13 protein-coding genes are annotated in these 15,569 nt (G+C 52.8%); 8 read left to right on the top strand and 5 right to left on the bottom strand.

Annotated elements, in window-relative coordinates; translation table 11 throughout:
• The first annotated feature begins 4 nt into the window (after nucleotides 1-4).
• Entirely contained in the window at nucleotides 5-1,177 is a 1,173-nt protein-coding gene (locus HU175_RS12960; protein ID WP_176567001.1) for a P1 family peptidase, read from the top strand.
• Between the two features lie 86 nt (nucleotides 1,178-1,263).
• Here the strand turns inward: HU175_RS12960 and HU175_RS12955 are convergent, their stop codons facing one another.
• The 3 genes from HU175_RS12955 to HU175_RS12945 form a co-directional block, all read right to left on the bottom strand.
• On the bottom strand, nucleotides 1,264-1,512 hold the full coding sequence (locus HU175_RS12955; protein ID WP_176567000.1) for a BPTI/Kunitz domain-containing protein: 249 nt from the start codon (nucleotides 1,510-1,512) through the stop codon (nucleotides 1,264-1,266).
• 125 nt (nucleotides 1,513-1,637) lie between these two features.
• Complete coding sequence (locus HU175_RS12950; RefSeq protein ID WP_176566999.1) at nucleotides 1,638-3,383, bottom strand: hypothetical protein; 1,746 nt, start codon at nucleotides 3,381-3,383, stop codon at nucleotides 1,638-1,640.
• Nucleotides 3,384-3,541: 158 nt separating this feature from the next.
• A complete protein-coding gene (locus tag HU175_RS12945; protein ID WP_176566998.1) occupies nucleotides 3,542-4,315 on the bottom strand; it encodes a DeoR/GlpR family DNA-binding transcription regulator in 774 nt (257 codons plus the stop codon).
• 461 nt (nucleotides 4,316-4,776) lie between these two features.
• Between HU175_RS12945 and HU175_RS12940 the strand changes: the two genes are divergently transcribed.
• From HU175_RS12940 to HU175_RS12910, 7 genes are all read left to right on the top strand, one after another.
• On the top strand, nucleotides 4,777-7,029 hold the full coding sequence (locus HU175_RS12940; RefSeq protein WP_218036992.1) for a family 20 glycosylhydrolase: 2,253 nt from the start codon (nucleotides 4,777-4,779) through the stop codon (nucleotides 7,027-7,029).
• Nucleotides 7,030-7,073: 44 nt separating this feature from the next.
• Entirely contained in the window at nucleotides 7,074-8,720 is a 1,647-nt protein-coding gene (locus HU175_RS12935) for an alpha-L-fucosidase (protein ID WP_176566996.1), read from the top strand.
• 62 nt (nucleotides 8,721-8,782) lie between these two features.
• Nucleotides 8,783-10,096, top strand: a complete 1,314-nt coding sequence (locus tag HU175_RS12930) for a gluconate:H+ symporter (protein WP_176566995.1) — start codon at nucleotides 8,783-8,785, stop codon at nucleotides 10,094-10,096.
• A gap of 14 nt (nucleotides 10,097-10,110) precedes the next feature.
• Nucleotides 10,111-10,584, top strand: a complete 474-nt coding sequence (locus HU175_RS12925) for a RidA family protein (protein ID WP_176566994.1) — start codon at nucleotides 10,111-10,113, stop codon at nucleotides 10,582-10,584.
• A gap of 116 nt (nucleotides 10,585-10,700) precedes the next feature.
• The gene (locus HU175_RS12920) at nucleotides 10,701-11,831 is read left to right on the top strand and encodes a D-TA family PLP-dependent enzyme (RefSeq protein WP_176566993.1); all 1,131 of its coding nucleotides are present in this window, start codon (nucleotides 10,701-10,703) and stop codon (nucleotides 11,829-11,831) included.
• A gap of 54 nt (nucleotides 11,832-11,885) precedes the next feature.
• Nucleotides 11,886-12,956: a dipeptidase gene (locus HU175_RS12915; RefSeq protein ID WP_176566992.1), complete on the top strand. Its 1,071-nt coding sequence runs from the start codon at nucleotides 11,886-11,888 to the stop codon at nucleotides 12,954-12,956.
• Nucleotides 12,957-13,084: 128 nt separating this feature from the next.
• On the top strand, nucleotides 13,085-13,405 hold the full coding sequence (locus HU175_RS12910; RefSeq protein WP_176566991.1) for a hypothetical protein: 321 nt from the start codon (nucleotides 13,085-13,087) through the stop codon (nucleotides 13,403-13,405).
• Nucleotides 13,406-13,410: 5 nt separating this feature from the next.
• On the opposite strand, the gene HU175_RS12905 is transcribed toward HU175_RS12910, so the two are convergent.
• Both HU175_RS12905 and HU175_RS12900 read right to left on the bottom strand, forming a co-directional pair.
• The gene (locus HU175_RS12905) at nucleotides 13,411-14,589 is read right to left on the bottom strand and encodes a hypothetical protein (protein ID WP_228724147.1); all 1,179 of its coding nucleotides are present in this window, start codon (nucleotides 14,587-14,589) and stop codon (nucleotides 13,411-13,413) included.
• Nucleotides 14,590-14,934: 345 nt separating this feature from the next.
• A complete protein-coding gene (locus HU175_RS12900) occupies nucleotides 14,935-15,450 on the bottom strand; it encodes a cupin domain-containing protein (protein WP_228724146.1) in 516 nt (171 codons plus the stop codon).
• Nucleotides 15,451-15,569 lie beyond the last annotated feature (119 nt).

Below are 15,569 nucleotides of genomic sequence, written 5' to 3'. Positions count from 1 at the left end.
CATAATGACAAAATTCATTACGTTCTTTCTCATTAGCTGGCTAACAATCTGTTTGGTAGCCTTTTCCCAAACCACGCCCCGTGCCCGCGATTTAGGCATTCCGTTTTCGGGCACGCCCGGAAATTTCAACGCGATCACGGATGTAAAAGGCGTACAAGTTGGCTACAGTACTATCATATCCGGACAGGGAAAAAACGTTCGCGGCAAAGGCCCCGTTCGAACCGGCGTTACGGCCATTCTGCCAAGAGGTAAAGTAAACGATCCCGTGTTCGCGAACTGGTACACGCTTAATGGCAATGGCGAAATGACGGGAACCACCTGGATCACTGAATCTGGTTTTCTGGAAGGCCCCATTATGATTACGAATACCAATAGCGTGGGCGTAGTGCGGGACGCCGTATTGAAATGGTACGTCAAAACAGGCTGGTATAAAGAAGATTTCTGGTATACCTACCCCGTCGTGGCTGAAACCTATGACGGATTTCTAAATGATATCTACGGTTTTCACGTCAAAGAAAGTCATGCCTTTGACGCACTGGACGGCGCAAAGACGGGGCCTATTAGGGAGGGTAACGTAGGGGGCGGGACCGGCATGATGTGTCTGGGTTTCAAGGGAGGTACTGGCACGGCCTCGCGGGTCGTCAGTGTGGGCGATTCGACCTACACGGTTGGGATTTTGGTACAGGCCAATTTTGGCAATAAACGGTTCCTGACCATTGCTGGTGTGCCCGTAGGCATTGACCTAAAAGATACCTTAAATTATGAATTAAAAGCACCACCTTCTTATCAGTCTGGTGATGGATCAATCATTGTCGTCGTAGCGACCGATGCCCCTTTGCTCCCCCATCAGTTAAAACGTATTGCGGCTAGAGTACCCCTGGGGATAGGTATCGTGGGTGGTAGAGGAGAAAATGGCTCTGGCGACATTTTTCTGGCATTTTCGACAGCCAATCCCGGCGCGTTTCAGCGGAATCGTTTTACAAAGCTCACGGAATTGCCTAATGACCGCATCAATCCGTTATTCGGGGCTACTGTTGAAGCGGTTGAAGAAGCAGTTCTTAACGCCATGGTAGCCGCAGAAACAATGGAGGGCATCAATGGGAATAAGGCCTACCGGCTTCCACACGAAAGCGTCCGTAACTTGTTGAAGCAATACAACCGGCTGACGAAAAAATAGTAGGCTGTTACGTCTTTTTTGAAGCAGTAGAGGAGAAAAGGCTTTCCTGTGCACTACTTTCTTACCTTTCTTCTCTACTGTTCCTCTTATTTCTCACACTCCTGACACTGGGCCAGGGTTTCGAAGGGGACGGTGCCGCCACAACCCCCGTAGACGAATTCCTTGCAACGCTTCTCTTTTTTATCGCAATAATAACGGATCGTGTAGGCGTAGCAGGGACCGCTGTCGGGTTCAAGCTGGCAACGCTCAGACGACGCATAGTCCCGCTCGCAACTGATGTTACCAGAAACAACGGTTAATAGAACCAATCCTCTGCTTATTCGTCGGAGCAACATAATCCAAAGATTTGTAGACCGTACACCTATTATGACCCTTATCGGGAGTCGACGGTTGCAACCCCGGCAAAAGAACGCCTGCCGACACAGCGCGGTGACAGACAGAAGGGGACTGCTTACAACGTTTACAGGGTTAATTGGTGGTTCGTTCGATAAAACTGCTTCGAAACAGCATCGGTTGTCATAATAGCCACCCTGTAGCGGCTATGAACCAGATCAAGCGTAAAGTGATCGATACCGTACGAGAAGCCAGATCGATATGACCCGATCAGGTTACGTTCCGAGCGGGCCGGCAGCAAATACCTCCTTTGCTTATCGTAGAAAATAAAGTATGGACCGGCACATAGCCCCGATTTTAGGCAAGACATCAGGAACGGACTCTTTTTGACGTAGAGTTTTGTGTAGCCATAAAGCGAGTCAAGACGAATAGTAAGGGTAGATTTCCTGTCAAAATCAGCTCCCTTTACAGGCATAAGTACTGACAAATCAGGCTGTTCGAGTTCGTAGATTTTTTTGTTGAGAGCGACCTGCATGACGGAATCGATATTGCCATAGTAGGAGCCATAAACCGTCCAGTGGTGATTCGTCTTCATGTTAAACAGCCCACTTAATGCTGTGCGTCGATCAAACTGAATCTGATTAATGTGCTGGTAATAACTGTTTATACCGATCAGGATACTGATCGTAAGCGTCGCTTTGTATACGGGTTGTAACGCAAGGCGTTTTTCCTGACGTAAATTCACCCAGAAAGCGGCATAGCAGAAAATGACCATCAATGGTGAATAGATTTTGTAACGGATGGCAAAAGCCAGCCCCAGGCCAGCGCCAAATCGGCCCAAGGTGACGACGAAAGTTGTGATAAGCAGAAAGAGTAAGGAGGCAACCAGAAACGTACTGGCGGGTTTGTTGATCAAAAAGTACCCAGCAGCCCTGGTTACGACAGGAATGCGGATGCGCTTGGCGTTCTGATCTGGTAACAGCCAGCACAGCACAACTACCAGCATTGACAAAACCAGCAGCAGACCACCTGCGAACGGCAAAAGCAGCCGGGCATAAAAGGCGATCGGCAGGTAGCCAGGTACGATGGACCCAGTGTATTCGCTCATCAGTACGTTTGGGAGGAGATCGAAATAACTCCCGCAGAAAAAAATGGCAAACGCGATCAGTTGAGGAATGTGCTGAATGGCATAACTGGCGCTAAAGATGGAGTTGCCCCAGTAGAAGCCCCGGAAATACCAGGCAATCGCGGCAGTACCAACCACTAGCCAAACTGTTGCGGCCAGCCACCGACGCTGAACCAGGAGAAGAACCGCCCCGATCAGCAGGACGAACATACCACTACCACTTGTATAGACGGCAGCTACGGCCGGTAATAACGCTATCCGCTGCTTCCACCGACGCCCCTCAGCCAATAGCCAGAACGTAAGCAGCGCCCAGAACAGGATGCCTAGATTCTGCACCGCCATCATCGCCGTGAAGGTGTCATGATGGTAATTCATCTGGAACAGAATGAACGGAACCGGCAAAAAGTAAGGAAGCAACTGCCAGCGGTTGAACCAAAGCCCCAGCATGATCAGCACACCAACCAGGCTGAGGTTACCAATGAAGCTGATGTCGATAAAATTGACCGTGCCGGTTAGTTTGTAAACAACCAGAGCAACAAGCCGCACGTAGGCAATCCTATGTTCAACGTATTGAGTCGTTAGCCAATCGAACCAGTTCTGAGCAGTGTCGTAGGTAATGATGGCCCGAATGATACTCTGGAAGTCGTCGAATTGGGGGGCGTTTATGGAAAAGTGGAAGAAATAGGCAAAGTAAGCCAGCACCGGCACAGCTGCCAGCAACCATAGTTTTAAGGACTCTTTGTTCATGGGTAGATTGGACAAATCGGCCCCACAAACATATAGGCATCCCTTTACCGCCTATTTTCAATTCAGGACAAAAACGTTTCTATTTAGGACAAGGGCCCTCTTTTTAGGTAAAATTCTTCGATAAAATGGCCACTCACTTAGGTTGGGCCTTTTCATAGTTACAGAAACGTTACGTTTCCCATTTGATAGGGAGCCATTTGGGGGGCGTCGGCGGGGAGGTCCGTGATGAGGTAGTCGATCTGATCCAGGTCGGTAATTTTCATGCGCATCACCGTATCCATCTTTTCCGAAATCGTCAGGATGGCTACTTTCGACGAGGCCTTGATCATGGCTTTTTTGGTTTGTACCGTTTCCCAGTCGGAGTCGGTAAGCCCTTCACGGGCGTCGATGGCGTTGGTACCGATGATACACAGGTCGGCCCGCAGTTCTGACAGCCGCTGGTAGACTTCCCCCCCTATGCTCATCTGACTATAGCGCGAAATCTGCCCGCCAATCAGAATGATTTCCAGGTTTGGTTTGTCGAGTAGCTCAACGGCCGTCAGCGGATTGACGGTAATGAAAGTGGCTTTTAGCTCCTGCGGAATCAATTTAATCAGCTCGCGGATCGTCGTCCCGCCACCGATCAGAATCAGCATGCCGTCTTTCAGCAGCGACAGCGCTTTCTGCGCGATGACCCGTTTGTTCTGGTGCGCGTACGTCTCCTGCAGAGCCGACGTATGGTGGTACGCCTTCGACATAGCCCCACCCCGGATCTTTATCAGCTTTCCTTCTTCGGCCAATTCATTGATGTCCCGCCGAATCGTATCCTCCGATACGTTCAGCGTGGTAGCCAGATCTGCCAGATAAATCCGGGTGTGCAGGTTTATTTCTTTGATAAGTAAACCCTTGCGCTCTTCTTTTAAAAGGACAACTGACGTATCTGTTTGGGGCATGGCGTATTCCGGCTGAACTATACTAAACTACCTCTTTCGACTGACTATCATGAGTGAAGCCTGCAATATTACACTGATCACAAAATGTTATGCAACTATTCTACCAAAACTACTCATTTAACGAACTGTAATTTGCAGTATTTGCACACATAAGCCCCTATTTTAATTTATTTTAAAAATAAAACTTGCTTCTATTGCCAGAACTTGCCAATTTCGCACATACCTCACCAAAAACAACGCACTATTTGCAAACTGATAGTACGTTCACTCGTCTGACACCATACCCTGAAGTTCATAGTCTTGCGCAGTAGCAATTGTGAATTGACTGGCATCAGCTTACCAGAACTGATGAGGTAACTCTGCCGACAAGCGGATTGCTGGCAGGCTAACTAAACGTGCAGATGTTCCGGCATTTAATACTCATAGGTTTAATAGTAATCGGGATTGGCTGGGCTCCAGTTTTGGCCCAGCCAACTTTTTCCAGGGCGCAACAACCTGCGATTATACCACAGCCCGTTTCCTATCAGCCAGAAACAGGCACGTTTCAGCTTACGTCCAAAACCCGCTTATCGGGCACCGTTTCTCCCGAATTACTCCGGCTGTTCCAGCAAACGATTGCCAGCGTAACGAAATTTACGTTACAAATCGGCACAACCAAAGGCAGCTCCCCTATTCAGTTGCGGCTGGATTCTGCATTGATTCCCAAATCTGAGGGTTATCAGCTCCATATTACTCCCGGCGCTATCACGCTGACAGGACATAACGAAACCGGACTTTTTTACGGCCTGCAAACCCTCGTTCAACTGCTGGATCAATCCCGGTCGTCGTCGTTTCGGATACCCGCGGCCCGGATTGATGATTACCCGCGTTTTTCGTACCGGGGAATGCACCTGGACGTGAGTCGGCATATGTTTCCGCTGGCGTTCCTCAAAAAATACATCGACCAGCTGGCGCTGTACAAATTCAATACGTTCCACTGGCACCTGACCGACGACCAGGGCTGGCGGATTGAAATCAAACGTTACCCGGAATTACAAAAAACGGCCGCGTATCGGAACGAAACGTTGATCGGCCATAAAAAGGAACTCCCCCACCGCTTTGACGGCAAGCGTTACGGCGGTTACTACACGCAGGACGAGGTCCGCGATCTGGTCCGGTACGCAGCTCAGCGCCACATCACAGTTATTCCCGAAATCGAAATGCCCGGCCACGCGCTGGCGGCTCTGAGCGCAAAACCCGAACTGGGTTGTCTGAAGCCCGACGGATCGCCCGGTGGTCCCTACCAGGCGGCTACGTTCTGGGGCATTTTTGACGATGTGTACTGCGCGGGCAACGACAGCACCTTTACGTTCCTGGAAAACGTACTGGATGAAGTCATTCAGCTGTTTCCGTCTACGTACATCCACATCGGGGGCGATGAGTGTCCAAAAAACCGCTGGAAAACCTGCGCCCGCTGCCAGGCCCGCATCAAAGCTGAACACCTCAAAGACGAGCACGAACTACAGAGCTACGTAATCCGTCGGATTGAGCGACATCTGAACAGTAAGGGTCGCCAGATTATCGGCTGGGACGAAATTCTGGAAGGTGGCCTATCGCCCGGCGCTACGGTGATGAGCTGGCAGGGTATCCAGGGCGGTATTGAGGCCATGCGGCAACGGCACGACGCCATCATGACGCCGGAGCCGTACGTCTATTTCGATTATTACCAGTCGCTCTACCCCGCCGAGCCCCTGACGGCGGCAGGCTATACGCCCCTGAGCAAAACGTACAGTTACGAACCTGTTCCGGCGGACCTGAAAGCCGAGGAAGAAAAGTACCTGAAAGGCGTGCAGGGCAATGCCTGGAGCGAGTACATGGATAGCCCCGAGAAGGCAGAATATATGATTTTCCCCCGGGCACTGGCCGTTGCCGAAATGGGCTGGAGTCCGCGGCAGCAGCGCAATTACCCGGATTTCCTGCGTCGACTGCGGATTCACGAACCTCTGCTCACCCAACGTAACGTCCACTACGCTGACCAGTTCGATGAACTGACCGACTCCGTAACCGTCAACGCCAACGGTACGCTTCAACTGACCTTATCTACTACGCTCCCCGGCGCTACGGTTCGTTACACAACCGATGGTCAGTCGCCGACAACTGCCAGTCTATTGTACACAAAGCCGGTTACGATCGCGACAAGCAGCGTTGTTAAAGCCGCCGTTTTTGCGGGAGACCAGCATCAGGGGCGCGTGTTCGAGAAGCAGTTGACCATCAGCAAAGCCACCGGCAAGCCCGTTACGTTCACCAACGCGCCCAAAGGCGGCTACAAACCCGCGAGTCCGCTGGTTGCGGTCAATGGCGTAGTGGGCACCAGCCGTTACAACACCGGTGAGTGGATTGGTTTCCAGGGCGACGACGCCGAAGTCATCATTGATCTACAAAAAACCCAGCCCATTTCTCAGATCGGCACCCACGTTCTGAATTATCACTGGCAGCGGATGTGGGCACCTACCATGCTTCGGCTGGCGGTCTCGGAAGATGGTAAAACGTATCAGAACGTATTCACCCAGACTCAGTTTCCGGTGAACGGGATCAATGCCGTCGATGCCCGGTTCGCGCCCGTCAACGCCCGTTACGTACGGATGCAGGCCACCAATAAGGGCGTTATCCCGGCGGGTGAATACGGGGCGGGTGGCAAAGCCTGGCTCCTGCTCGACGAGTTCCGGGTCGACTAATTTTAGTACCATTCGTTTATTCAGTAGTGTAGTTCATTTTTCCTATGCGATTCTTCTGTTTACTCACCTTCCTATTCCTAAGTTCATTCCTCTCGATCACTCACGCCCAGATTGGCGTAAATCATAACAAACCTGAACGCGAAGAGTGGCTGAAAGATGCTGGTTTTGGCATGTTTATTCACTGGAATGTTGATACCCAGTTGGGCGTCGTGATCAGTCACTCACTCGTAGGCGCATCGCCGGACTACATTGAACGCTACATTAGTGAACTGCCCAAAACCTTCGATCCGAAAGACTGGGACCCCGAGCGGCTTGTTATCCTGGCCAAGAACGCGGGTATGCAGTACATTATGTTCACAACCAAGCACCACGCGGGGTTCTGCATGTGGGATACAAAAACCACCGATTTTGGGGTGATGAATACGCCTTACAAAAAAGACATCGTCCGGCAATACGTCGATGCCTGCCGCAAATGGGGGCTAGCCGTTGGCTTTTACTACTCGCCCGAAGATTTCTCATTTGCGTACCGCAACGGGATGAAAGACCTCACCCGCGACGATCACTGGGAGAAAGCCAAGCCGTTTCAGGCCAAATACAAGCAGTTCGTGGAAGCGCAGTGCAAAGAGTTGATGACCAACTACGGCCCCGTCGATCTGTTCTTCATCGACAGCGACGTCCTGCGCGAAGAGGTCAAAGCGACCGTCTGGAAATACCAGCCCAACTGCCTAGTGACGCGGGGCGTTTTGCAAACGCCCGAACAATACCTGCCCGGCGAAACGCTGAGCTCAGCCTGGGAAAGCTGCATGACGATGGGAACCGCCTGGAATTATAAACCCACCAACGACCACTACAAGTCGGGTACCGAGTTGATCAACATCCTGATTGAATCGCGGGCGAAGGGCGGCTCCTACCTGCTCAACGTGGGACCAACGCAGTGGGGCCAACTGAACGAAGGGCAGCAGGGACGCCTGATGGAAATTGGGGCCTGGCATTTCATCAACCAGGAAGCCGTGCACGACGTGCGGCCCTGGATTGTGCGGAACGAGGGCGACATCTGGCTGACCAAGAGCAAGGATGGCAATACCGTTTACGCCTATATCACGAACATGCCCGAGTGGCCACGGGGCGAGCGCCGAAACTTTTTGCTGCGTTCCATCAAGACGACGGCCAACACGGAAGTGAGCGTGCTGGGGCAAAGCGGCAACGTAGTGGAATACAAACCCGACTTGGACGGTAAAACCCGGTTCAAACAAACACCCGAAGGCATCGAGATTTCGGTGGTACGGGCGCAGCGGATTTATAATAACCACAAATGGCCAAACCCCGTCGTGGTGAAATTCAAGAACGTAGCACCCGCTCTGGAACCCACTCAGTTCCGTACGGTAAAAGCCGAGAAACTGCCCAACGGTAACCTGCGTCTGCTGGCCAACGTACTGAAACTGGGCCACGGTAAAAACTACCGGATCGGCTTTGAGTACCGGCCGGTGCAGTCGTCGCTGAACGAAGAGTTCAACCAGAAATGGACCAGCACGGACATTTACCCTATCTCAAAAACCGGCGAACAGAGCCTGGAAATCGTTGGCAGTAACATTCAGTCGTACGACGAAATTGAGTACCGCGCGGTGCTGATTCAGGATGGTCTGAAGATTGAGGGCGACACCCAGAAGATCAGCAAACTGCGGCTGGAATAGGCCGCTGCTTTGCCTTTCCTGGTGTCTGTTCTATTACTTTGCCGCTTAACCCGCCTTACACTATGTCGATTCTGATTGTTGGTATCTGCCTGCTGCTGCTTATTCTGTTGATTACCTGGGGCAAGGTCAACCCGTTTCTTGCCTTCCTCGTTACGTCGATGCTGGCGGGCTGGCTTCTCGGCGTACCGCTGACGGGTATCGCGCACTCGGTGCAGAAAGGGATTGGCGATACGCTGGGCTCACTGGTAATCGTCATTGCGCTCGGGGCCATGCTGGGCAAGCTGGTCGCCGAAAGCGGAGCCGCCCAGAAAATTGCCGACGTCATGATGAGTCTCTTCGGTACCCGCTATATCCAGTGGGGACTGGTCTGCACGGGGTTCATCATCGGGATTCCACTGTTTTATAGCGTCGGCTTCGTATTGATGGTGCCGCTCATCTTTTCGGTCGTGTATCAGTACCGGCTACCGGCGGTATACATCGGCCTGCCCATGCTCTCGTCCTTATCGGTCGCGCACGGTTTTCTGCCCCCGCATCCCTCCCCGGCCGCGCTGGTCGCCCAGTTTGGGGCCAATATGGGCGTCACGTTGCTGTATGGACTGATTATCGCCGTACCAACCATCATTCTGGCGGGTCCCGTTTATGCCCAGACGCTGAAAAACATCAAATCTGAACCGCTGGACATTTTCGCCACCAAAGCCCGGCCAGCCGATACGTTACCCGGTGCTGCCAACAGCTTTCTGACGGCCTTATTACCAGTCGTGCTGCTGGCCCTGACCACGGTATTTACGTTCGCCTTTCAGGCTGATCCGGCGATAAAAAGCCTGATGACGTTCATCGGCGATCCAGCCACGGTGATGTTGCTTTCGGTAGCCGTCGCTACGTTGACGCTGGGCCTGCAACAGGGAAAATCCATGAAACAGATCATGGGTATCTACGAAGAGGCCGCCAAGGACGTAGCAATGATTCTGCTGATCATTGCCGGGGCGGGGGCGTTCAAGCAAGTCCTGTCCGATAGCGGCATCAGCCAGGAGATTGCGAACCAATTGCAGCGCGTTTCGCTGAATCCGCTGATTCTGGGCTGGCTCATTGCCGCGATCATCCGGGTTTGTCTGGGTTCAGCCACGGTGGCGGGGCTAACTGCCGCGGGTATTATTGCCCCGCTGATGACCCAGCAACAGGTGAATCCAAACCTGATGGTGATCGCGATTGGCGCGGGCAGTCTAATGTTTTCGCACGTCAACGATCCGGGGTTCTGGATGTTCAAAGAGTATTTTAACCTAAGTTTGAAAGACACAATCCGGTCCTGGTCCATGATGGAAACCCTGGTGGCTGTCATTGGTCTGGCGGGTGTCCTGATAATCAACGTCTTTATTTAATTTTCTGCTTTTTTATGCAAACCACCCTTTCTCCCGATTCCGCTTTTGCGCAGACTGGTCTTTCGCTGCCCCCTGCTCCCACTCCGCTGGGCGTTTACAAACCATACCTCATTGACGGCAAATACCTGTACCTATCGGGTCACGGTCCTGTGCAGGACGACAAAAGTCTGATCATTGGCCGGATTGGTGCCGACATGGACATGGAAGCGGGCAAACTGGCCGCTCGTCAGGTCGGTCTGACTATGCTTTCGACCATCAAAGAGAATCTGGGTAGCCTGGACCGGGTAAAACGGGTCATCAAAGTGCTGGGCATGGTGAATTGTACGCCCGATTTCGAGCGGCATCCGTACATCATCAACGGCTGCAGTGAACTGTTCGCGCAGGTATGGGGTGAAGAGAACGGAATCGGTGTACGATCGGCGGTTGGCTTCGGCTCCCTGCCCGACAACATCCCCGTTGAAATCGAAGCTCTGTTTGAACTGGTATAACAGAGAATTTGAGACGGTAGACACAAGAATAAAGACACTAGACAAAATCTTTGCTACCGCCGTGTTTTGTCTAATGTCTTTATTCTTGCGTCTTTCCTCCTTCATCTATCTTCTTTATGAGCGATTCAAACTGGTACGTCATTGATAACGTAGCGCAGCTGGATAGCCCCGCGCTGGTCGTTTATCCGGATCGGGTACGGGAAAACGTTACGTTGCTCACGCAGGCGATCTATGACGTAAATCGGCTCCGCCCCCACGTCAAAACAAATAAGTCACGGGAAGCGACCCGGCTGATGCTGGAAGCAGGGATTCAGAAGTTCAAATGCGCGACCATCGCCGAGGCCGAAATGCTGGCGATGGCGGGGGCTACGGACGTCTTGCTGGCCTACCAGCCAGTGGGTGCCAAACAGCAACGTTTCGTCGAGCTGATTCAGAAATATCCTGATACGTTGTTCTCCTGTCTGGTTGACAACCTGGCCACGGCTCTGCAACTGTCTGATCTGGCGTCAGTAGCAGAGATTTCCATTCCCGTGTATGTCGACCTGAACGTGGGCATGAACCGCACTGGGATCGCGCCTGACGAACACGCCAAGACGCTCTACGCGCAATTGACGCAGTTAAGTGGCATCCGGCCCGTGGGATTACATGCTTATGACGGGCATATCCGTAACCCTGACCTGGCGCAGCGGACGGCGGAGTGTGACGCGGCCTTTGCCCCCGTTCAGCAACTAGCCGAAGCACTCTCTGCGGACGGATTTGCCCCCCCGCTCATCGTTGCTGGTGGCAGCCCGACGTTCCCGATTCACACGAAACGTCATATCGACGGCCTGCCACCGGTGGAGTGCAGCCCCGGTACGTTCATTTACTGGGATAAAGGCTACGGCGCGACTTTAGCAGAGCAGCCATTTTTACCCGCAGCGCTGGTCGTTACGCGGGTTATTTCCCTACCTGACGATACCAAACTGTGCCTCGATCTGGGCCACAAATCCATTGCGGCCGAGTGCGAGCTGGGCCTGCGGGTCTCGTTCCTGAACGCGCCTGAACTAAAAGCCATCGGCCAGAGCGAAGAACATCTGGTTGTTGAAGCCGGTGCGGGTCATACGTATCAGATCGGCGACGTACTGTATGGCATCCCGAATCACATCTGCCCCACCGTCGCGCTCTACGAGCGAGCGTTCACGATCGAAGACGGGCTAGTTACCGGCGAGTGGGCAACGGTAGCCCGCGACCGGATCATTGCTGTGTAGTTTTCGCTAGTAACGCAGTTCGCGAAGCCAATTACTTAAAAATCGTTGACGAGTATGTTCACCATTGATGCTCACCTCGACCTCAGCATGAACGCGCTGGAGTGGAACCGCGATCTGCGGCAGCCCATCGACGCCATCCGGGATCGGGAAATTGGTTTAACCGACAAACCCGACCGGGCGAGAGGCACCGTATCGTTTCCGGAGTTACGTCGGGGAAAAGTCGGCCTGGTCGTGGCCACCCAGATTGGCCGGTACGTAGCACCCGACAATCCACTACCGGGCTGGCACTCACCCGAGCAGGCCTGGGCGCAGACGCAGGGGCAGCGTATCTGGTACGAAACCATGGTCGAAGACGGCGAGATGACGCCCATTCGAAATCTGGACGAACTGGAAAATCATATTGTTCTCTGGAGCGACGATACACCGGTTGACGAGAAACCCATCGGCTATATCCTAAGCCTGGAGGGAGCCGATTCGATTGTCACGCCGGCGTACGTCGAGCGGGCTTATGAATATGGTCTCCGCGCTATTGGTCCGGCTCACTACGGGCCCGGTCGTTACGCGCAGGGTACCGACGCTACAGGATTCATGGGACCAGCCGGGCATGAGTTGTTAAAGGAAATGGAGCGGTTCAATATCATCCTGGACGCTACGCATCTCTGCGATGACAGTTTCTGGGAAGCGCTGGACCATTTTAATGGCTCCGTCTGGGCGAGCCATAATCTCTGCCGGGCGCTGGTCAATCATAACCGGCAGTTCAGCGATGACCAGATCAAAGCACTAATCGAACGGGGAGCCGTCATTGGTGGGGCGCTGGATGCCTGGATGATGGTACCTAACTGGGTCCGGGGTCAGTCGACGCCCGAGGGGATGAACTGCAACCTGGCCGTGATGATTGATCACCTCGACCACATCTGCCAGATTGCCGGGAACGCGGATCACATTGGTATCGGCTCGGATCTGGATGGGGCGTTTGGCAAAGAACAGAGCCCGTATGATCTGGAAACCATCGCCGATCTGCAGAAAATTCCGGATTTGCTGAGTCAGCGCGGCTACTCGGACGAAGATATTCGGAACGTCATGCATGGCAACTGGCTTCGTTTCCTGCGGACGGCCTGGGCCTGATTTACCCGTTAATTACCGGTTAAAAAATAAACAAGCGCCCCGGCCTAGTTGAACAGCTATGCCGGGGCGCTTGTTGTTATAGTATACGTAATGGTCGATTAACCCAAGTATCTTTACTCAACACGCTTATGAAAACGATTTTCGCAACGCTCAGCCTATGCCTACTGGGGTTCACCTACAGCCAAGCCCAATCAACAACCGGTGGCAAGAGCGGTGGCTCAACAGCCTCAACGGGTACCGGTTATCTTACCGAGGGCAAACGACCAACTACCAGTATGGCCCAAAGCATGACCATTGCCGACGAAGGCTCCAGCCGGTCCTATATGTACGTACCGCCTAAAGCAAAGACTAAAAACCGCAGTGCTTCGCCTGATGGTACGGGTAGTCAGCCTACCACGACGAAAAAGACAGCAACAACCAAGAAAACGACGAAAAGCGGTAATCGTTAATCCGGCTACGACGCAGCGACAGCCTTTAGGGGCAGCGCTGCTTTCGGCGCATTTGTCTGGCGCTGCCAGATCTTCCGCAGAGCCTCCTGACCCGTATTCCACCGCCGAACAACGTTCTCTTCCCGAACGAGTTCGGGGGAACGGGGCTGGTCGGCTTCTTCGTAATATTCGGGCATACCCGCCGTCATCCGGCTCACAATTGACTTAATGTCACCCGTCAAGACCAATTCCGGGCTTTCGTGAATAAGCTGAATTAACGAACGGCACATGGACGCGGTGTAGAAGGCGCAGTCAATATCCTGATGCCGAACGGGAACGCCATCATGCAGACGCTGAAGCTTCACACCCCCATCTTCCAGAATGTCCGATACGGGTGCTACGCCTTCCGGCTGGGCAAAGACACTATCGATTTTCGCGCGAAATTTATCCCACCAGGGTGGCTGTCCACCGGGGTTCAGCGTATCGCCGAAAATAATCCGCTGGGGGCGTCCCGGGTGTTGCGGGTCCATCAGCAAGAGGGCCGCCCCCAGGTGCCGATCGTCAGCCGCATGGCGTCGCTGAATGATAAAGCATTGCGGTTGCGTCTCACCAATACTACCCAGCATGGCCGCGTGTTCACGAACCGCCTGCAGCGATTCAGTCATGTATCCTTCTGTAATAATATGAATTGGTAACGCTGAGGGTGCCGAAACAGCTACTTCCCGACGAAGCTGGCCGCCCAGTATTGACAGAGCGGTTTCGTCGCTCCGGCGAGTACCGAAGTACATACCAATATCCTCGCGGATTGGCTCGTCGGACGTAACTGCCGGGATGAGGGTATCTCCATAATCACCCTGGCGACTCGGTGAACTGTACCGGAAAGGCACTTCCAGGTGTTCGCGGTGCATGGCCAGGTTATAGATACGGCGCTCAAAGCGGGCTAACATTGGCTCGTACGCGTCATTCTCGAAGTAAACCTCACTGATTGGCCGGAGCAGATGGCGGGCAATGACCCGATCTGTCATCAACAGTTCGAGAGCATCCTCCACATGCAGGCGAAAAAACGTGCGCAGAGCACCTTCTTCCACAAAGCTATGGGGCGTGGTATCGATGGTAAAGGAATTTGCCAGGCCGCTGATGGTTGCGTGCTCCATCCAGTTCAGTAGGAACTGCTTGACGGCTTCGTCGAATAATTGGTTGGCCAATTCGGCCTGTGATTTTGGAAAAGTTGTCTGGCAAACCCCTCTATGAAGCATTAATAATCCGGCGGTTAAATTTTGATCTAAATATACCGTGTGACGGGCAGTTTTAAAACTGGCTCCTGTCAAATAAACAGGTTTTTCTTCGGAAAAATTCTAAGATTTCCTTCAAATCGACCAATCTTCTTCGCTGCCGCTTCGCTTTTTGTCTGATACGAACGCAAACCAGAATACTATTTTGTTTTGCCTCCTAAAACAGTTCGTTTTTAGCTGTATTTCGCATACACATCAATAAAGATAAATATATAGATATAATCTTCAAGATAGACTTCAAACGTACATTCGTGTGATCTATTTCCAGAAGGCGACTAGTCCGCCTGTTTTGCCAAGCAACGGGTCTGTTTCGGGTAATGGCAGGGCTGCGATACGCTTATCGGCGTCGGGACGTTCGCCGGGTCGACCGCGCAGTACGTCAAAGTTCCGTCCATCGGGGTAGGCTCCTACCACACCAAAGTCAGACGACGATGTCAGATTCTTGTGCCCTACACCAGCCGGAATCACAACAATGTCACCAGCTTTGACGGTAACGGCCTGCCCCTGCTCTCCACCCAGTTGTAACTGTGCCGAGCCGCTATAAATGCCCAGTACTTCATGGGTGGTGCTATGGTAATGATGATACGGGAAAACGCCGTTTCGCCAGGAGTTTGTCCAGTTGTTGGCCGCGAACTGTTCTTCCAGCCACAGTGCCCCCGCCGGCCCCCGGTCCGTGAACGCCTTGCGGTAGAGCAGCAGCGGGTACGTACTGTTCGGAATCAGGCCATCGTCTTTAAATCGATACATCTCGGGGTCTGGGATCGCTGTATACATAGGAAGTCTGAAGGGGAGCAGCCCGAAGCCGCTTAGGGTCAAAAATTCAATTCGATTCATCCATCTGTCTGTTCAAAACCCCGGCATCCCCCCTATCAAAGGAACTGATTAACGATTAG

Source organism: Spirosoma sp. KUDC1026 (assembly GCF_013375035.1).
Taxonomy (GTDB): Bacteria; Bacteroidota; Bacteroidia; order Cytophagales; family Spirosomataceae; genus Spirosoma.
Note: the sequence above shows the minus strand (reverse complement) of the source record. Positions and strands in the feature narration are given on the sequence as shown.